The organism is Breoghania sp. (assembly GCF_963674635.1).
Classification (GTDB): Bacteria; Pseudomonadota; Alphaproteobacteria; order Rhizobiales; family Stappiaceae; genus Breoghania.
Genome location: NZ_OY771475.1, coordinates 892,584 through 911,516 on the forward strand (window position 1 = coordinate 892,584; position 18,933 = coordinate 911,516).

The 18,933-nt window shown below is 61.2% G+C and carries 17 protein-coding genes; 15 read left to right on the plus strand and 2 right to left on the minus strand.

What is annotated here, in order from left to right:
- The first annotated feature begins 70 nt into the window (after positions 1–70).
- From ABGM93_RS03975 to ABGM93_RS04040, 14 genes are all read left to right on the plus strand, one after another.
- A complete protein-coding gene (locus ABGM93_RS03975; RefSeq protein ID WP_319773587.1) occupies positions 71–535 on the plus strand; it encodes a protein tyrosine phosphatase family protein in 465 nt (154 codons plus the stop codon).
- Positions 532–2,328: an L-tyrosine/L-tryptophan isonitrile synthase family protein gene (locus ABGM93_RS03980; RefSeq protein WP_321503710.1), complete on the plus strand. Its 1,797-nt coding sequence runs from the start codon at positions 532–534 to the stop codon at positions 2,326–2,328. The genes ABGM93_RS03975 and ABGM93_RS03980 overlap by 4 nt, the downstream gene beginning before the upstream one ends.
- 5 nt (positions 2,329–2,333) lie before the next feature.
- Positions 2,334–3,542 carry a hypothetical protein gene (locus tag ABGM93_RS03985; protein WP_321503712.1) on the plus strand — a complete coding sequence of 403 codons (1,209 nt, stop codon included), beginning with the start codon at positions 2,334–2,336 and terminating at the stop codon, positions 3,540–3,542.
- Positions 3,543–3,622: 80 nt separating this feature from the next.
- Positions 3,623–5,998 (plus strand): hypothetical protein, encoded by a 2,376-nt coding sequence (locus ABGM93_RS03990; protein ID WP_321503714.1) that lies wholly within the window; start codon positions 3,623–3,625, stop codon positions 5,996–5,998.
- A 44-nt stretch (positions 5,999–6,042) separates the two neighbouring features.
- Entirely contained in the window at positions 6,043–6,918 is an 876-nt protein-coding gene (gene rfbA / locus ABGM93_RS03995; RefSeq protein ID WP_321503716.1) for a glucose-1-phosphate thymidylyltransferase RfbA, read from the plus strand.
- Positions 6,919–7,028: 110 nt separating this feature from the next.
- Positions 7,029–7,625 carry a TetR/AcrR family transcriptional regulator gene (locus ABGM93_RS04000; protein WP_321503718.1) on the plus strand — a complete coding sequence of 199 codons (597 nt, stop codon included), beginning with the start codon at positions 7,029–7,031 and terminating at the stop codon, positions 7,623–7,625.
- 338 nt (positions 7,626–7,963) lie between these two features.
- Positions 7,964–9,127, plus strand: a complete 1,164-nt coding sequence (locus ABGM93_RS04005) for a multidrug effflux MFS transporter (protein WP_321503720.1) — start codon at positions 7,964–7,966, stop codon at positions 9,125–9,127.
- 156 nt (positions 9,128–9,283) lie between these two features.
- A complete protein-coding gene (locus ABGM93_RS04010; RefSeq protein ID WP_321503722.1) occupies positions 9,284–10,714 on the plus strand; it encodes a UbiA family prenyltransferase in 1,431 nt (476 codons plus the stop codon).
- 62 nt (positions 10,715–10,776) lie between these two features.
- The gene (locus ABGM93_RS04015) at positions 10,777–12,051 is read left to right on the plus strand and encodes an FAD-binding oxidoreductase (RefSeq protein ID WP_321503724.1); all 1,275 of its coding nucleotides are present in this window, start codon (positions 10,777–10,779) and stop codon (positions 12,049–12,051) included.
- An 8-nt stretch (positions 12,052–12,059) separates the two neighbouring features.
- A complete protein-coding gene (locus ABGM93_RS04020; RefSeq protein WP_321503725.1) occupies positions 12,060–12,803 on the plus strand; it encodes an SDR family NAD(P)-dependent oxidoreductase in 744 nt (247 codons plus the stop codon).
- Positions 12,804–12,806: 3 nt separating this feature from the next.
- Positions 12,807–13,736 (plus strand): NAD-dependent epimerase/dehydratase family protein, encoded by a 930-nt coding sequence (locus tag ABGM93_RS04025; protein WP_321503727.1) that lies wholly within the window; start codon positions 12,807–12,809, stop codon positions 13,734–13,736.
- Between the two features lie 11 nt (positions 13,737–13,747).
- On the plus strand, positions 13,748–15,025 hold the full coding sequence (locus ABGM93_RS04030; protein ID WP_321503728.1) for an NAD(P)/FAD-dependent oxidoreductase: 1,278 nt from the start codon (positions 13,748–13,750) through the stop codon (positions 15,023–15,025).
- 24 nt (positions 15,026–15,049) lie between these two features.
- Positions 15,050–15,712: a class I SAM-dependent methyltransferase gene (locus ABGM93_RS04035; RefSeq protein ID WP_321503730.1), complete on the plus strand. Its 663-nt coding sequence runs from the start codon at positions 15,050–15,052 to the stop codon at positions 15,710–15,712.
- Entirely contained in the window at positions 15,703–16,116 is a 414-nt protein-coding gene (locus tag ABGM93_RS04040; RefSeq protein ID WP_321503732.1) for a GtrA family protein, read from the plus strand. The genes ABGM93_RS04035 and ABGM93_RS04040 overlap by 10 nt, the downstream gene beginning before the upstream one ends.
- 14 nt (positions 16,117–16,130) lie before the next feature.
- On the opposite strand, the gene ABGM93_RS04045 is transcribed toward ABGM93_RS04040, so the two are convergent.
- On the minus strand, positions 16,131–16,439 hold the full coding sequence (locus ABGM93_RS04045) for a hypothetical protein (protein WP_321503734.1): 309 nt from the start codon (positions 16,437–16,439) through the stop codon (positions 16,131–16,133).
- Positions 16,440–16,839: 400 nt separating this feature from the next.
- Positions 16,840–17,493 carry a TetR/AcrR family transcriptional regulator gene (locus ABGM93_RS04050; RefSeq protein ID WP_321503736.1) on the minus strand — a complete coding sequence of 218 codons (654 nt, stop codon included), beginning with the start codon at positions 17,491–17,493 and terminating at the stop codon, positions 16,840–16,842.
- A gap of 338 nt (positions 17,494–17,831) precedes the next feature.
- Here ABGM93_RS04050 and ABGM93_RS04055 point away from each other — a divergent pair, with 338 nt between their 5' ends.
- Positions 17,832–18,929, plus strand: coding sequence for an efflux RND transporter periplasmic adaptor subunit (locus tag ABGM93_RS04055; protein WP_321503738.1), 1,098 nt, complete (start codon positions 17,832–17,834; stop codon positions 18,927–18,929).
- The last annotated feature ends 4 nt before the right edge of the window (positions 18,930–18,933 follow it).

Below are 18,933 nucleotides of genomic sequence, written 5' to 3' on the forward strand. Positions count from 1 at the left end.
TGCGTTGGCACGCGCGGATCCATCGTAACGTTTTGAGTATCAATCGCTTTTCAAAATGAGGGTCATTACGTTGATTAAAGACATTTTCAATTTGAGGATGGTGTCCTCGCAATACTGGACCGCCGGGCAACCGAGCGAAGAGCAGCTTGGCGAAGTTGCAAGGGAAGGGTTCGATCTCGTCCTGAACATCGCCCCACAGGATCCGCGCTACAGCCTTGAGGACGAGGAGCGGACGGTCAAATCGCTGGGCATGGAGTATCAGCTCATTCCCATCGACTTCAAGGCGCCGACCCTTGAGGACTATGACCGCGTGGAGGCCGCCTTGCTGATGGCGAAGGACAAGCGCGTCTTCATCCATTGCGCTGCCAATTATCGGGTCACGACGATCTTCGGGTGTTTCGCCGTCAATCACCTCGGCTGGAGCCAGGCCGAATGGGACGCTTTCATCGCCGATGTCTGGGACATCTCCGAGTTCCCGATCTGGGTCGACTACAAGGCCCAGCTGAAGCATCACGTGAAGGAGTTGGCCAAATGAACGAGCAGCCCAGGATCACGGACACCCTATGCGCGGTCATCGGCTCCTATCTGGTGAAGGGGGACGGCGACCGGTTCGATGCTGACGGCAAGGCGGCGCTGGCCGCAACCTTGCAGCCCTTTGTCGAAAAGGGGGAGCCGATCGAACTCGTGTTGCCCGGCTTTCCCTTCAAGTCTTTGAACTTCCACGCCAAGACGAGCGGTCCCAAGCCCGATTTCGGCGAGGTGCTGGCGCTCAGGCGGCTTGAGGAAATGTGCGCGGCGCTCGATGCGGTCTACGGCCACGGGGTCCGGCTCACCATCGTTTCCGACGGCACGACCTATAATGATATTATCGGCGTCTCGGATGCGGACCGTCAGGCCTATAACGATGCGGTCCGCACCCTCTGGCCGAGCCGGTATTTCCGCTGGTCCACCGCTACGGATCTGGTGGGTCACTCCGGCTCGCCGCAAGAGCTGCGCACGGCGCTCGTTGAACAGGCGGCGCTTCCTTATGCCGACCTTGAGGCGTTCAAGACGGCGGTGCAGGCCGATCAGGGCTTGAGTGCCGCGCATGATCGCATGTGCGCTTTTCTCTATAACGACCTGCGACCGCAGCTGGCGGACGATCTCGATGAAGACGCCTATTTCGCGGAGATCCGGGAGAAGGCCTACGAGATGATGATCCGCGGTCTCGCCCTCAATGCGGGGGTGGAGCGGGCCTTTCCGCAGGCCGTGCGGCTCTCGGTCCATCAATATGACAATGCGGGGCCGAAATTCTCCTTCGGGTTCCTGCCGGGTCTTGCACATGTCTCCGCACCCTGGCACAAGGTGCCGTACCGCCATCTCGATGGGCATTTCAGCTTCGTCGATCACGCGCGGATCGATGCCGAGCACACGCTTGCGGTCTATCGGGGCGATCAGATCTGGCTTTACCAGGAAAGCGATGCGGCCATTGATCCGGCCATCAAGCTCTCCATCGTGAAGCCGCCGCAGTTCGGGCTGCTGGTGGAGCTTGATGCCCCGGAGAAGGTGAAGCTGCTGACGCCACGCCTGACGCGCAGCCTCTCAGATTTCTTCTCTTTCATCTGCGTACGCGGCTGTCATTTCGAGGAGCGGGAGGATCTCGTCGATTACTGCCTGCCTTTCGGCGATATCTACCAGTGGCATTTCGGCCCCGTTCACGTGGTGCAGCCGGAGGAGAAGCCGAAAGGCTTCGTGCAATCGCTGGAAAAGACCCCGATCCACTGGGATCTCTCCATGCTGCCGCTCGACCATGATCGGGTGAAGCAGGACGAGTGGTTCTGCGCCGATCTCTTCATGCTCTATTGCAAGGCGCCGCCGAAGAAGGGGGAGGGCGAGACGACCCTTGTCGACGGGCGGGAAATCCTGCGCCAGGTGGGGCCGGAAACGGTGGAGGCGTGGCGCAACACCCATGTCACCTACAACACCAAGATGACCTATTTCGGCGGTCATCCGCGCACGTATCCGCTGGTTCACGCCCATCCGGAAACAGGCGAGCCCATCCTGCGCTATCAGGAGGGCAGCAAGTCGGAATACCAGACCTTCTCGCAGGAAGTTCAGGGTCTGAGCCAGGCCGACAGCGATGCCTTTGTGGAGGAGATGAACCGGCGCATCTACGATCCGAAGGTCTGCTACGCGCACCCGTGGGAGGCCGGTGACATGGTGATCGTGGAGAACTACCTGACACTCCACGGGCGCAACCCGATGTCGGAGGCCTCAAGCATGCGCGAGCTCTGGCGTGTGCAGACCATCCCCGACATGCCGGTCGCCGACCGGTCGGCCGCAGAGTAGCGGTCATGTCCGGCAAACGAGCCCTGTTCTTCGCCGAAGCGGTCACGCTGGCCCATGTGGTGCGTTCGTACCAGTTGGCCCGCAGCCTGCTCGGCGAAGGCTACGAGGTGCACTTCGCCGTCGCTCCGCGTTTCCGGTTCGTCTATGACGAGCCGGAAATACGGATGCACTGGATCTCGTCCAAGTCGGGAGAGACCTTTCTCGACAATGTGGAGACCGGGCGGCGGCTTTACCGCGCACACGAGCTGATCGGCTATGCGAGGGAAGAACTGGAGGTCATCGAGGCGGTGCAGCCCGACTGGGTGCTCGGCGACTTCCGGCATTCCCTGTCCATCAGCGCGAAGCTTGCGGGGGTGCCGTATCTCAACCTGATCAACACCTACTGGAGCCCGCGTTATGCGGGCAAACGCCTGCCGGTGCCGGAGCTTCGGCAGTTTCCGCTCAGCCGCTTTGCGATGAGCGAGATCCTGATGCCGGTGCTGACCCCAATTATCTTCAAGGCACAAGGACAGCCGCTCAACGAGGCGCGCCGGCATTTCAATCTGGAGCCGTTCGACCATTGCCTGCATGGCTGGGCCGGCGGGGACCAAACCATTTTCTGCGATGTGCCCGAATGCTTCGACGGCTATGAACCGGCGGCCAACGAGCACTTCATCGGCCATGTCACGTGGGAGCCGTCGCTTGGCGCGGACCAGACCGAACGATGGCTGGAGGTCATGACGCGTGAGCCCCATATCTATGTGGCGCTCGGCTCGTCGGGCGGACGAGGGCTTCGCGACCGCGTGGTGGAGCGGGTCCTGGGCGCCGGATATCCGGTCTGCGTCTCCGGTGTGCCCGATCGCGAGCGGCCATCGCACTGGCCCGATCGTGTTCTTTCCGCGGAGTTCGTCTCCGGTTCCGCGGTCGCAGCTGCGGCGGGGCTCGTCATCACCAATGGCGGAAGCCCCACGACCTATCAGGCGCTCGACACCGGCACCCCCGTCATCGGCATTCCGGCCAACATGGATCAGGTGCTTTGCATCCACCATGTGGCCAAGCTCAATGCGGGCCGGGTGATCCGCCCCTGGGAGGTGCAAAAGCCGCGCTTTCTGCGAACAGTGGAAGAGGTGATGGAGGGCGCATGCCGCGCGCAAGCCCAGCGTTGGGCCGCATGGTCGAAGGGCATGTCCTATCGCTCCAGATTTCTGGAGGTGCTGGACAAGACCGTGCGATAGCGATGCTGGCCGGCGCCATTTCCGAGTTGCCGGCCGGAGTTTGAAAATCTCATTATTTCAATAGTTTCAGGAAATCTGTTGTGACGATCATTGGTGAGGTTGGCGCGGGTGAGGAACCCCGCGCGGCGCAGGGGCTTGCGCTCGGTCGGCTCGTTGCGGGCGGTGCGCTGGGGCTTCTCTGCCTGGCGATCTGGGTGCCCTTTGCGCCCGCCATGAGCAACTGGGGGCTCGATCCCTCATGGATGGCCGGGCTCAATCAGGCGGTGGCTCAGGGCCTCGTCTTCGGTCGCGATGTGCTCTTCACATTCGGGCCCTATGGCAGCGTCTATTCGCTGACCTATCACCCCGCAACCCACAGCCTGACACTGGTCGCTTGCACGGTTCTGGCGGTCGGACATTTCTGGGCCCTTGTGCATGTCTTCCTGCGCGATCGGCGCACCGTGTTTGCCGGTTTCGTGGTGGTTCTGCTGGGGCTCTTTTCGCGCGATGCGCTGCTCCTGACCTATCCGCTTCTCGTTGTCTACGCGCTGAGCGAGAGGGACGACACGGCATCCTGGCGGGGCGGGGCATTGGAGATTGTGGGGCAGGTCAGTGCCATCGCGGGACTTGCGCTGCTTTTGCTGGTGAAGGGCTCGATCCTGCCTCTGGCGGGTTTCGCCGTGATTGCGGCGGCGGTCGTGTTCATCATGACCGGGGCCGTCGCGCGGCTGATCATGCTTGTGGCCGTGTTTTGCGCGGCGCTGGCCGGTTTCTGGGTCTTGGCGGGACAACCGCTGGATGGCTTGCCGACCTATCTTGCCGGGCTCGGGCGCGTCATTGCCGGTTATTCGGAGGCGATGGCGGTTCCCGGAAGGGCGTTTGATTTCGTGCTCTTTGCAGCGGTTTTCGTGCCGGCGCTGGCCGTCGCGCTTTTTCAGGGTGGGGCCTTTTGGCGATCGGGCTTGCGCCTGGCCATGCTGGGGCTTGCGGGCTTTGTCGCCTTCAAGGCCGGGTTCGTGCGCCATGACTGGCATGCCACCATCGCGCTGGCGACAGCCGTCGTGCTGCTGGCGACTGTTGTGGCGCAACTGCGCCTGCCTGCGTTCGTTTCGGCCCTCTGGCTGATTGGCGCGCTGGGCGCCTGGTACGAAGTGGAGCGCGCCAATCAGCAGATCCCGGCGCATTTCCTGATGCTGGCCAAGGTGAAGCAGGGCATCGTCGATCCGGTTTTGGTTCTGCCCGAGCTTGCGCGAAATCCGGATTACCTGAAAGAGCGGCACGAACGGACGCTTGCGGAGCTTCAGCGTCAGTTCCGCTTTCCCGAATTCGGCGGGCCCGCGGATGTCTATGATTTCTGGCAGTCAGATCTTCTGGCCTCCGGCTCCCAATGGTCGCCGCGCCCGACGCTGCAAAGTTATTCCGCCTACACCGCGTTTCTGGCGGACGCCAATGCGCGCCATCTGGAGGGTGTGCGCGCGCCGCAGGATATCGCCTTCCGCATCACGCCAATCGACGGCAACCATCCGACCCTTGCCGATGGCGCTTCCTGGCCGATGCTGCTGGCTGGATACGAGCCCTACGATTTTCGCGAGAGTTTTCTCTATCTGCACCGCCGTGCCGGGGCCGCCGCACCGGGCATGAGGCCTGTCGGAGAGGGCATTGCCAGGCTGGGCGAAGACATCGCTGTGCCCGCAACGCGCGGGCCGGTTTTCGTGCAGCTCTCCGTTTCCAAGACAGCCTTCGGCAAGGCGAAGGAGCTGGTCTTCAAGCTGGAGAACCTGCGCATCGAGGTGAAAACGGCGGACGGGCGGGTGCGGTCGTTCCGCTATGTCTCCGGTATGGGGGAGAGCGGCTTTCTTATCTCACCACTGGTCGAGAACTCCACCGAGATGAACGCCCTTTACGGGCATGCGGACCTGCTTGCGAGAAAGCGTGTGGTCAGTTTCCGGCTGCTCGCGCCCGCCGGGGGCATGCGCGAATGGGGCGATACGGTCGGCTACGAATTTCAGAGCATCGATCCGGCGCGCATCGCGATCTCGCCGGTGCGTCCGGCCCATGCGCCCGTCGTCGCCAAGGCGGACGCGATCGCGGGGCATACAGAGCGTACGCAAAGCTGTTTCGGCGGGCTCGACGTGCTCAACGATCTCTATCCCGCACCCCCGTCCTTCCGCATCGACGCCATTCTGTCGGTGACGGGCTGGCTGAAGGTTCCCGACGGCACCCGCAAGGCGCCCGGTGCGGTCTTTCTGACGCTCACGAACACGGCGAGCGGGCAGGAGGTCTGGATCAAAACACGGCGCAGTCCGCGCCTCGATGTGAAGACGCTCATGGGCGATCCCTTCGGTCCGGATCTGGGCTACGACGCCTATGCGGATATCGCGCCCTATTCCGGCGACTACATACTGGGCATCGCCTGGGCAAACGGCGCCGAATGGGGGCGCTGCCCGGCCTTTGACCGCGCGCTGAAATTTCCTTGAGCGTCTTCAGGTATTGAATCGGATATTAAACACAAGAGGTTGCAATGAAAGGGATTATCCTGGCGGGAGGTAGCGGCACACGCCTCCATCCAATGACCATCAGCGTATCCAAGCAATTGCTGCCGGTCTATGACAAGCCGATGATCTATTACCCCCTGACCACGCTCATGCTGGCGGGCATTCGCGATATCCTGATCATCTCCACGCCGCATGACATGCCGCTTTTCCAGCGTCTCCTGGGGGATGGCTCGCAATGGGGGCTGTCGCTTTCCTATGCCGAGCAGCCGCGCCCGGAGGGTCTCGCGCAGGCCTATGTGATCGGGGCGGATTTCATCGGCGATCAATCCTCCTGCCTGATCCTCGGCGACAACATCTATTTCGGCCACGGTTTGCCGGGGCTGTTGCGCAAGGCCCGCAATGTGGAGCGGGGGGCGACGGTTTTCGCCTATCATGTGGCCGATCCGGAGCGCTACGGTGTGGTGGAGTTCGATACCGGGCTTCGCGCAATTTCGCTGGAGGAAAAGCCTGCAAAGCCGCGGTCCAACTGGGCTGTCACCGGGCTCTATTTCTACGACAATCGGGTCGTCGACATCGCCGCTAATCTGAGGCCCTCGGCGCGCGGCGAGCTTGAGATCACCGACGTCAATCGAACTTATCTGGACTGGGGCGAGCTCAACGTGTCCATCATGGGGCGCGGCTATGCGTGGCTCGACACGGGCACGCCGGAAAGCCTCATCGAGGCGAGTGAATATGTGCGCACCCTGGAGAAACGCCAGGGGTTCAAGATCGCCTGTCCGGAGGAAATCGCATTGACGCTTGGCTACCAGAGCGAGGCGGAATTCGAGGGGCAGGTGGCGCGCTACGCCAAGAGCCATTACGGCGAATATCTGAAGTCGGTCGCCACGATGCGGGCCGGTTGAGCGTGACGCCGCATCGCCGCGGGGACCGGGTGCAATTTGATCGGGCTTGGAAAGGCGCTTATCCTTTGCGGTCGGGACAGGAACGAGCAGCGACTTTGCGGGGGGAAGACATGGGGAGACGGCCCGGGGGTACGGCGAGGCCCACCAAAAGCGCCATTCTGGATGCGGCTGAGCGCGCCATCGTGCAAACCGGCTACAAGTCCCTCAATTTCCGCGATATTGCCGCCGAAGTCGGGATCAAGAGTTCCAGCGTCCACTATCATTACCCCACCAAGGGGGATCTCGGCGCGGCGGTGATGCGTCGCTACCGCGAGGACTTCAGTGAGCGCCTGTCCCATCCTCCCGACGATCCGGAAGGCGCGCAGGCCGCGCTCAACCAGTTTCTCGACGGCTTCAGGGCAAATGTGGTCGATCTCGACAGCATGAGCCTCTGCGTGGTTCTGCTGGCGGAGAAGAACCTGCTCGATGAGGCTACGACGGAGGAGCTTTCGGCCTTTTACCAGCTGAAGCTCGCATGGCTGTCGGAGGTTGTCTCCATCATCTCGCGCGGGGCGAAGTCGAAGGAGGCATGCGAGCGGGAGGCCTGCAGCATTCTGGCCGCGCTCCACGGCGCTTCCGTCCTGGTGAAGGCGACCGGGGACGGGTCCTTTTACGAAAAGGCCGTGCGCGAATATCGCAATCTCGCAAACCGCATGGCACTCGCCTGAAAGGCGCGCGCGATGGTCCTTCGCGCGCAATCTCTTCGCCGTCTGGCTGCTGTCTCCGCGCGTTGACATCCACGCCCTGTTGTTAATGTAACAACCGGATTTCTGCCGGAGCGGCTGGGCTCATTTTTTGGCAACGGAATGTGGTTGGGTGTGGTTGACGTAAGGGAGTGTCTGAGGTATCTATCTATCAATAGATAGATATTGTTTATTCTGCCATTTTTTAATTATGCCTTTTGCGGGAACGAACTATGACGACCATTTCGAGTGAGCGTGGGAGGACGCGTCCGTCGGGCAATAGAAATATTCTGATATTCGCGACGTCTCTGGCGATTATCAGTATGATCGGTATCGATATTTATATTCCCGCGTTCGACGTGATGCAGTCCGATTTTCTGACGAGCGAGGCCATGATCGGCCTTTCCATGCCGGCATATTTTGCCGGAACCTTTGCCACGCAGCTCTTTTACGGGCCGATTTCGGATCTGATCGGTCGCAAGCCGGTTCTGCTGTCCGGTCTGGCGATCTTCCTTCTCGGGACGCTGGGATGCGTGTTCGCGGGGTCCGTCGAATTGTTTCTGGTCGCCCGTTTCGTGCAGGCCTTCGGTGTCTGCGCGACAGCCGTTCTCTGGCAGCCGATCGTGACCGACACCCATGCGGGCGACGAGGCGAAGGTGAAGGCGGTGTTCGGCTTCGTGATGTCCTTTATCGGCATCTCCCCCGCGCTTGCGCCGCTTCTCGGTGGCTGGTTGACGGAGACCTTCGGCTGGCGCTCGGTCTTCGTGTTTCTGCTGGCTTTTGGCGGTTGTGTGTTGCTCTTCGCCAGCGTCGCCTTTCAGGAGACGCTTGACGTGGGACGCAAGCGCAAGATGAGCTCGCGCGGGGTGTTTTCCGCACTCGGTGACCTTGCGACGACGCCAGTCTTCTACATCTATGCGCTGGCAGTGGGGCTGACGGTCGGGGCTTATATGTCCTATCTGACCATCGCGCCGTTCTCGCTTGCGAAACTCGGCTATTCTCCGCTGGAAATCGGGATCCACTTCATACCGCTGGCCATGCTTTTCGGGTTGGGGGGCGCGGTGCACAAGATTGCCGGGGCGCGTCTTTCCGAGGTGAACCTTTTGCGGCTTGCAAGCCTGCTGATGCTGTGCGCCGGTATCGGCTTCTATGTGAACCTCAACAGCGGCGCGCAGGCCGGGCTTTTCGATTATCTCGTGCCCTTTGGCGTTCTCACCTTCACCTTCGGCATCATCATTCCCACCGGCTCGGCCATGGCGATCCAGCATTTTCACCGGATCTCAGGCACATGCTCCAGTGGCATGAATTTCACAACCTCGGTTGCGGCCTTTGTCAGCACGCTGGTGGCGTCGCTCTACTATGGCGCCTATCAGCACAACGCGATGCTCTACGTGATCATCGTGAATGCGGGGGCGGTGCTGGTGCTTCTCCTGATGCTGCGCAGCGATCGTGAGCGGTCAGGCACGGTTGCCCAGGACAAGGCCTGAAGGCTCAAGATTCGCTTTGCCGGTGTGCCGGCAAGGCGTTCAGAAGTAAATTTAAAATAGTATTGTTATTTATTGATATTACGTCGGAAATCCAGAAGTGGCCGGTCGATTTTGGACCGGTGGGATTTCAGATTTCATTTGTTTTCGGATTTGATCATGAAACCTCTCGGATCTGCCATTCCGGTGGTCGTCGATCTCGATCTGACGCTCATCCTGACGAACAGTCTGCATGAGATGGCCGCGGCCGCAATCTTTCGCAAGCCTGCTGCCCTCCTGCGCTCTCTGATCAAGCTGCCGAGCGGTCGCCATCATGTGAAGGCGGCCCTGGCGAGTGAGATCGCAGCGGAGGGGCTCGTCTTTCCCTATCGCGAGGATCTGCTCGACTGGCTGCGCGAGAAGGCGGCGGAAGGTCATGCGATCCACCTGTGTTCGGCGGCCCATCAGAGCATCGCCGATGAAGTCGCGCGCCGCCTCGGCATCTTCGCCTCCGCGGTCGGGTCGGACATCGTGAACCTGAAGGGGGCGGAGAAGTCGGCCTATCTCCAGCGCAAGTTCCCCGACGGGTTCATTTATGTGGGCGACAGTTCGAGCGACATTCATGTGTGGGAGAAATCCTCCGGCATCGTGCTGGCGGGCGCGCCGGGGTCGGTTGCCAGCAAGGCGCGCCGTCTCGGCAAGCCGGTCTTGAAGGAGTTCAAGAACACCCGGCTGGATCTGGGCACCTTCGTGAAGGCGCTCAGGGTTCATCACTGGTCAAAGAACCTTCTGATCTTCGTCCCGCTGGTGCTTTCTCATCAATGGGCGACGCCGGGTCTGATTGGCACGTTCCTGCTGGCCTTCCTCTGTCTGGTCGGGGTGACATCGGGCACCTATCTCCTGAACGACATGGCGGATCTGAGCGCGGATCGGCAGCATTGGTCGAAGAAGAACCGTGCGCTTGCCAGCGGGCGACTTCAGATCGGTGTCGGGCTGGCGCTGGCCTGCGTGCTGCTTCTGGCGAGCATGGTCGGAGCCCTGATGCTCGATTACGCCTTCGCGCTCGCGCTTGCCGCCTATCTGGCGATCACCGGGGCCTATTCGGGTGGATTGAAGCGGGTGCCGCTGCTCGATCTCCTCATCATCGGGGTGCTTTTTACCGTGCGCATCGTCATGGGCACTGTGCTGGTGGAGGAGAGCCATCCCGTCTGGTTGCTGGTCTTCTCGGTGTTCTTCTTCTTTTCGCTTGCGGTTGCCAAGCGGCACACGGAAATCGTGCGGGCGGCGAAGGCTGGTGCGAACAGCCTGAAGGCGCGCGGCTACATGGTGGAAGATGCGCCGCTGACACTGGCACTGGGCACCGCCTCGGCGGTCGTGTCGCTGGTGGTGATGCTGCTTTTCATCATCGAGAACATGGCGAGCGGCAGTCTCTATACGCGGCCTGAACTGCTTTCGGGCATTCCACTCGTCCTGTCGGTCTGGATCGGTCGGATCTGGCTTCTGGCCCATCGCGGCGTGATGGCCGACGACCCGGTCACCTTCGCGTTGCGCGACAAGACGAGCCTTGGCCTCGGTGTTGCTATCGCGGCCCTGTTTGCCGTGGCCCTATGAGCTGGTTTCAGACGTGCCCGGATGTGACATCGTGGGGCGGGGTCCTGCGGCGCGAGCATCAGGTGGCGGCACCTCAGTGGCGCGATGAAGTGGGCCCGGTGCTGCGCGAAGCACGGGCCCGTGATCTGGATGTCCTGGCGAGCGGCGCGCGGCGCTCCTATGGCGACAGCGGTCTCAACCCCGATGGCGCGCTGGTGAACATGACCGGGCTCGACCGGGTCCTGTCCTTCGATCCGGAAACCGCGATCCTGCGGGCAGAGGGCGGGGTGAGTTTCGATACGCTGATCCAGCTGTTCCTGCCGCGCGGGTTCTTTCTGCCGGTAACGCCGGGCACGCGGTTCGTAACCCTGGCCGGGGCCATCGCCAATGACGTACATGGCAAGAACCATCATCGGCACGGCACCCTCGGTCGCTGGGTGCGCGCGATCGGATTGATCCGGTCCGACGGCACCCTGCACGAGCTCACCCCCGAGCTGGAGCCGGAGCTTTTCGCCGCCACCCTTGGGGGGCTGGGGCTGACGGGCATTATCGCGTGGGCTGATGTGGAGTTGATGCCCGTGTCCAGTGCCGTGATGGATGTGGAAACGGTCAGCTTTTCAAATCTCGAAGCCTTCTTCGATCTGGCGCAGGAGAGCGAGCGCGACTTCGACTACACGGTCGCATGGGTGGATTGTCTTGCCGCGGGCAAGGCGCTCGGCAGGGGCACGTTTTCCCGCGCGAACCACGCTCAGGACGACGTCCTCGACGTGGCGGCTGGCCGTGATGGCCGCCGCCTTGCCGTGCCGATGGATTTTCCCGGCTTCGTTTTGAACCGCCACACGGTCCGCGCCTTCAATCGGGTCTGCTACAGCAACGGGCGTCGCAAGGCCGGGCGCGGGCGGGTGCCGCTTTCGCGGTTTTTCTATCCGCTCGATGCGATTGAGAACTGGAACCGGATGTATGGCGCGCGCGGCATGTACCAGTACCAGTCGGTCGTGCCGGTTTCAGTCCAGCGCGAGGTGACGCGGGCAATGCTTCAGGCGATCAGCGACAGCGGACAGGGCTCGTTTCTGGCCGTGCTGAAGACCTTCGGCGGGCTGAGATCTGCGGGCATGCTGTCCTTTCCATTTGAGGGGACGACGCTGGCGCTCGATTTTCCCAACCGTGGCGATGAAACGCTGAAGCTGATGGCGCGGCTCGATGCAATCGTCGCGGAGGCCGGGGGGCGGCTCTATCCAGCCAAGGACGGGCGCATGAGTGGCGCGATGTTTCGGGCCGGGTATCCGGATTGGGAACGCTTCGCCGTTCATGTCGATCCGCATTTTTCATCTCATTTCTGGCGACGTGTAGCGGGGTAGGAGAAGGCATGCGTCTAGTCATTCTGGGGGCCACATCGGCGATTGCGGAGGCGACCGCGCGGCGGTTCGCGGCCGAGCGCGCGCATATTCTTCTGGTCGGGCGCAAGGGCCAACGGCTTGAGGCGATGGCGGGCGATCTGCGCTCGCGCGGTGCGGGCCGGGTGGAGACCATGGTGTGCGATCTGGTGGAAGAACGCGATGTCAGGGGGCTCATGGAGGAATTCGCCTCCATCATCGGTGGCATCGATCAGCTTCTCATCGCCTACGGTTTCATGGGGCAGCAAAGAGAAGCGGAACTGGATCCGGAGGCCGCAGAGCGGATCTTTCAGGTGAATTTCAATTCCGTCGCCGCATGGAGTCTTGCGGGCGCGGAGGTCTTCGAGCGGCAAGGGCACGGAACACTGCTCATCCTGGGATCGGTGGCGGGCGATCGCGGACGGCGCGGCAATTACGTCTATGGCGCGGCCAAGGCAGGCATTGCCGCGCTGGCGGAAGGCATCAATCACCGTTTTGCCGGCAAGGGGCCGCGTGTCGTGCTGGTCAAGCCCGGCCCGACCGCCACGCCCATGACACGGGGCATGGATCGCAGCGGGCCACTCTGGTCGACGCCGGACCAGATCGCCGGTGTGGTCGTTGGCTCGGCTTCAGCCTCGGGAGGGGGCGCGGTCGCCTATGCGCCGTGGTTCTGGCGCTACCTCATGCTGATCATTCGCAACCTGCCGTCCCGCGTCTTCAACCGCCTGGATATCTGAGCCATGAAGATCGTCATCACCGGAGCCGCGGGGCTCGTCGGCCAGAACCTGATCGCGCGGCTGAAAACCCGTCCGCATGTGGAAATCGTCGGCATCGACAAGCACCCGGAGAACACGCGACTGCTCAGGCGCATGCACCCGCAGGTGCAGGTGGTGGAGGCCGATCTTGCCCATGACAGCTATTGGCAGCGCTTTCTTGACGGCGCGGATGCGGTCGTCATCAATCAGGCGCAGATCGGCGGGCTGAACGAACAGGCGTTCCTGGACAACAACGTCCTGGCGACGCAGCGCATCGTGGCCGCGATGCGCGCCTATCGCGTTCCGTATTTCGTGCAAGTCTCATCGTCGGTGGTGAATTCGGCGGCGGATGATTTCTATACCCGTTCGAAGACCGCCCAAGAGAAGCTGGTCAATCAGGTCACCGACATTCCCCATGTGGTGTTGCGCCCGACGCTGATGTTCGGCTGGTTCGATCGCAAGCACCTGGGCTGGCTTCGCCGTTTCATGGCGCGCACGCCGGTCTTTCCGGTGCCGGGCGATGGGTGCTACATCCGCCAGCCTCTCTATGTGGGCGACTTCGCCGAAATCATCATCGCATCCTTGATGAGGCGTCAGACTGGCACCTTCGACATTTCCGGCCAGGAGCAGATCTTCTATGGCGATCTGATCCGCCTGATAAAGCGCACCGTGAAGGCGCGCACCCTGCTGGTGAACATCCCCTACAGGCTCTTCTGGCTGTTGCTGGCGCTCTATGCGCGGATCAACGCCAATCCGCCCTTCACCACAAGTCAGCTCAAGGCGCTCGTGATCCCGGAGACCTTTCCCACCATCGACTGGCCGGGGATCTTCGGCGTCGACGCGACCCCGCTGGAGGAGGCGGTGCGCGAAACCTATCTCGATGCCGAATACGGCAACATCGTTCTGGAATTTTGAAGGGGGATACGATGGGCCGGATCGTCATAATCGGGGCGGGGGCCATGGGGCTGGCGGCGGCGCATCGTGCCGTCTCGCTCGGGCATTCGGTCGATCTGGTGGAGGCGGATGCGGTGCCCGGGGGGATGGCGGCGCATTTCGATGTGGGCGGCGTCTCCATCGAGCGGTTCTATCATTTCGTGTGCAAGTCCGATCAGCCGACCTTCGATCTCCTCGCCGAACTGGGGCTTGGCGATGCGATGCGATGGACGCCCACGTCGATGGCCTATTTCATCAAGGGCAAGGTGCATCCGTGGGGTGATCCTGTCTCGCTGCTGCGCTTCCCGCATCTGAGCCTGATCGCCAAGATCCGGACAGGGCTACAGATGTTCTGGACCACCAAGCGCCGGAGTTTTGCGGCAATCGAGGACAAGACCGCGCGCGAATGGATTGTCGGCGGATCGGGGCGCGAGGTCTATGAGACGCTGTGGAAACGGCTGATCGATCTGAAGTTCTTTGAACTTGCCGACGACATTTCCGCCTCTTGGATTGCAGTGCGGATCCGCCGGATCGGCAATTCGCGGCGGTCCATCTTTCAGGAGGAGCTGGGCTATATCGATGGCGGCAGCCAGACGCTGGTTGATGCGCTGGTGGAGCGGTTCACCGCGTCTGGCGGGCGGCTCCATCTGGCAACGCCGGCGGAGCGGGTGGAGGTGGAAGACGGACGGGTGAGGGGGCTTCACGCCGGGGGGCGGTTCTTTCCCGCCGATGCGATCATCTCCACCGTGCCGACGCCCTATGTGCCGCGCCTTGCGCCGGATCTGCCCCAGGAGGTGAAGGAGCAATATGCCTCCATTCGCAATATCGGCGTGGTCTGCCTGCTCTTCCGGCTCAAGCGGTCTGTCACCGGGAACTTCTGGCTGAACATCGTTGACGATGCGATCGACATCCCGGGCATCATCGAGTTTTCCAACCTGCGCCCGTTGCCCGACTGCTTTGTCTACATCCCCTATTACATGCCGCACAGCCATGAAAAATTGGGCTGGAGCGACGCGCAGTTCATCGAGGAGGCCTTCGCCTATATCCGCAAGGTCAATCCCGAGATCGGCGACGATGATCTGGTGGAGGCGAATGTCAGCCGGTTGCGCCATGCCCAGCCGGTTTGCGAGCCGAATTTCGCCGACCGGCTTCCCCCGGTGCGCACTCCCATCAAGGGGCTGCTGGCGGCGGACACGAGCTACTACTACCCGGAAGACCGCGGGATCGCGGAAAGCGTCCGTTTGGGGCGTCAGATGGCCGAGATTGTTTGATCAATTCATTTCAGGTGAAGACACATGGTTGCATTGGCAAAGCTCTATCAGGACCGGTTCGAGACGACCGGCGTTTCCAAGCGAGACAGGGTCTGGAAGGTCCTGTGCGAGGACTTCTTCAACCACCGCATTTCGCCGGAGGCCCGTGTCGTCGACCTTGCCTGCGGCTATGGCGATTTCATCAACAATGTGCGCTGCGCGAAGAAGCTGGCGGTGGATCTCAACCCGGACGCGCGCCGTCATCTCAACCGGGATGTGGAGTTCACGCTTGCGCCAGCAACCGAACTCGGACGGCTCGGTGCGAATTCGGCGGATGTGGTCTTCACCTCCAACTTCCTGGAGCATCTGAAGGACAAGGAGGAATGTGACGCGGTTCTTTCAAGCGTCTTCGACGTCCTGAAACCCGGCGGCCGCTTCATCGTCATGGGCCCCAATATCCGCTTTGCCTATCGCGAGTACTGGGATTTCTATGACCATTATCTGCCGCTTTCCGACCTGTCATTGGCCGAAGGGTTGCGGCTGGCCGGTTTCGAGATTGCGGAGAACATCGCGCAGTTCCTGCCATTCACGATGAATGGCAAGACGCCGACGCGGGATTTTCTCGTCCGGCTCTATCTCAAGATGCCGCTGGCTTGGAAGGTGATGGGCAAGCAGTTTCTGGTGACGGCTGAAAAGCCATGCAGCTAGCGACCTTCATCCGCTTTCTCATTTCCGGCGGGGTCGCAGCTGCGGCCAATATCGGCGCACGGGTGCTGTTCTCGCAATTCGTCAGCTACTCCGTCGCCATTGTGGCCGCCTATGTGGTGGGGTTGGTGACCGGCTACACGCTGATGAAATGCCTCGTTTTCGACAGCGGAGGGCGCGGGTCGGTCGCGGAATATGGCCGCTATTTCATGGTCAACATGGCCGCGCTCGGACAGGTCTGGCTCCTCAGCATCGCCTTCAAGGACCACGTCTTTCCTGCCATCGGCTTTTCATTCCATGCCGAAACCGTGGCACACGCCATTGGCGTGCTGAGCCCAATGGTGACGAGCTATTTCCTGCACAAGAAATACACGTTCGGCGCAAGACGGCGCGCACAGCCACGGTGAGGCAGACGATGGCCTCAACCGCGCGGCAACATGCAGGCGGCCGCGGCGAGGCGCGCGGATGCCGGAATGCGGCTGTAGCTTTCCGATGACGGCCAGCCTGCGCGCGCTGTCCTGATGGCATCAGGCGCTGCGTGCGGGTCGAAGAATTGGCCGTTGATTTCCTTGGTCCGGGTCATGATTTCACTGTTTGCGTTAAGGTCGGCGTTGTGGCGCAGGGCCGTGTTGCGGCGCCGTCTATGATTGAATTGTGGCAAATGAAAAGAGGGAAAAAATTGCGGGTCATTCGAGGAAAACGCGCGGAAAGCCGGTCGGATCGTATTCATCGCTCGGGACGATGGAAAGGCGATGATACTTCGGTCGCGTTTCGTGGGACGGAAAGTAGGGGCATAATAACTCACAACTATAAAAATTTTTATGTGACAGGATGTTTTGTTTTATTAGCGAATAGACGAGAGATCGATCGCAGTACAAATAAAATATGTCATTTAAAATTCATCGTTATTTGGAAGATGCGTTCCTGTTACGCTTATGTGGGTGCCTTGGGTGTTGTTAAAAGATAGGGCATTCCGCTGGCTGCGACGAAATGCGCCTACAACTTGCTGGTGATCGTTTCTGCACGGGGGCGTCCGATGTCGCCGGAGGCGGCTGCCAGCTAACAGAATGGCCGTTGGCAGGGGAGTGCCCGCGGGCGGGATTCGGGTGGTCGTTGCGTTGAGCGACGGCTCAGGCCCCGGCGTGTGGTGCGCCCTTTGACGGGGGCGGCAGGATCCCATTCAGGAATATCGCGATGCAGCGCCGAATGTGGCTCTTGCGGGCCTCGCGTTGGCTGGAGAGCGTGTCGTCAGGCAAGGTGCGTGTCAGGTCGCCGAAGATCATGTCCATCAGGATCCAGGCATAGGCTTCCGGATCATCGATGGTGACTTCGCCCGCGTCGCGTTTCATCGCGAGCCAGCTGGCGAGTTCTCCCACCGACACGAGTGAGGCGTCGCGTCGGACGATTTCCTTCAGTTCAGGACATGCCCCCGCTTCCCGGACAACCGTTCGCAGAACCGCTTCTGTTTCTTCCCAATCGGTGCGGGTGTCGTCCATTCCGAACATGAAAGCGAGTGCATCCGCGACACTCAGCACCATGTTCGGGGGTGGCAGGCGAAAGAACTGCCCCTTTTGTCCCTTGATGATTGCGGAAAAGAGATCGGTCTTGCTCGGATAAAGGCGATAGAGGGTGCGTTTGGAAATGCCGCAATGGGTTGCAATGCCGTCCATAGTGGTCGCGCTGTAGCCCGCGCCAAGAAAGCTCCGCCGGGCAGCCTTCAGGATTTCGTCACGCTGAACGTCGTCAGTCTTGACCTTCGGGCGCCCCCGGCCGCGAACCATCATCTCTTGCGGATCTCTCAACCTTTTGAAGAACGTGTGTGCATGAGCGGATACGACAAAATTGTGCTCTGCATCACATGGCAATCAATTGACTTCGTACGTTTAAAATACTAATGCAAAACTCCAGTGTTGTAAATGGTTGTGTCTGGTGCGGTAACCCCAATGGACCGGGAGCCGACACATGCCGTAGCGAGGTCCGGGTCGTGTATTTCCCTCAAAATCTTTCGGTTCGTCGCCTTGGCCGTGTGGCAGGCGTTGTCTGCGCGGGGCTCTTCAGTCTTGCTCTTGTCGGTTGTGATGACAAACCCCAATCCGGGCCTTCGGGCGCGCCTCCGGGAAAGATGGTTGTCGGGGTAATGACCATGCACCCGCAAACGGTTGCCATTACCGCGGAGCTTCCCGGACGCACCTCTGCGTCCCTGGTTGCGGAAGTTCGCCCGCAGGTGGGCGGGATCATCACCAAGCGCCTCTTCAAGGAAGGGAGCGCGGTGAAGGCAGGTGACGTTCTCTATGAGATCGATCCGGCGACCTATCAGGCGACGTATGATTCCGCTCTCGCCACCTTGCAGCGGACCGAGGCCGCGGTGCCCAGCGCCCAGTCCAAGCTCGATCGCTATGAGGGGTTGGTGAAGCAGAACGCCATTTCCCAGCAGGATTACGATGACGCCCGCTCGGAATTGCTCCAGGCGAAGGCCGAGGTCGCTGCCGCCAAGGCGAATGTGGAAACGGCCCGGATCAATCTCGACTACACCAAGGTGAAGGCGCCGATTTCCGGGCAGGTGGATGCCTCATCGGTCACGGTTGGCGCGTTGGTGACGGCGCAACAGACCACGGCGCTGACGACAATCCGTACCCTCGATCCGATCAACGTGGATGTGATCCAGTCGAGCACCAATCTTCTGCGGTTGCGCCGTGCGATCGAGGAAGGCCACGTGAAGACGAGTGGCGACAATATTTCGGTTCGTCTGCGGCTTGAGGACGGGTCGCTCTATGGTGTCGGCGGCACGCTGTCCTTCATGGAGAGTAGCGTCGATCAGACCACCGGAACCTTTAACATCCGCCTCGAATTCCCCAATCCCGAGAAGCTCCTGTTGCCGGGCATGTATGTACGTGGCCTCCTTGAGGAGGGCGTTGCGGAAGGAAGCTTCCTGGTGTCCCAGAAGGTTGTGACGCATACGCCGAACGGGGATGCGACGGCCAAGTTCGTCACGCCGGAAGGCAAGGTCGAGGTTCGGGTTCTGTCGATCCAGCGTTCCGTCGGCAATGACTGGCTGATCGACAGCGGGATCGCGGAGGGCGACAAGCTCATTGTCGAGGGATACTCCAAGGTCGGCGCAGGTCAGGAGGTCTCCACGCGAGACATCGAGCAGACAGAAGTCAGCCTTTTGAAGTCTGGCACCGCGATGGCGTCCGACCGCGCCGAAACGAACGAACGCTGAGGGC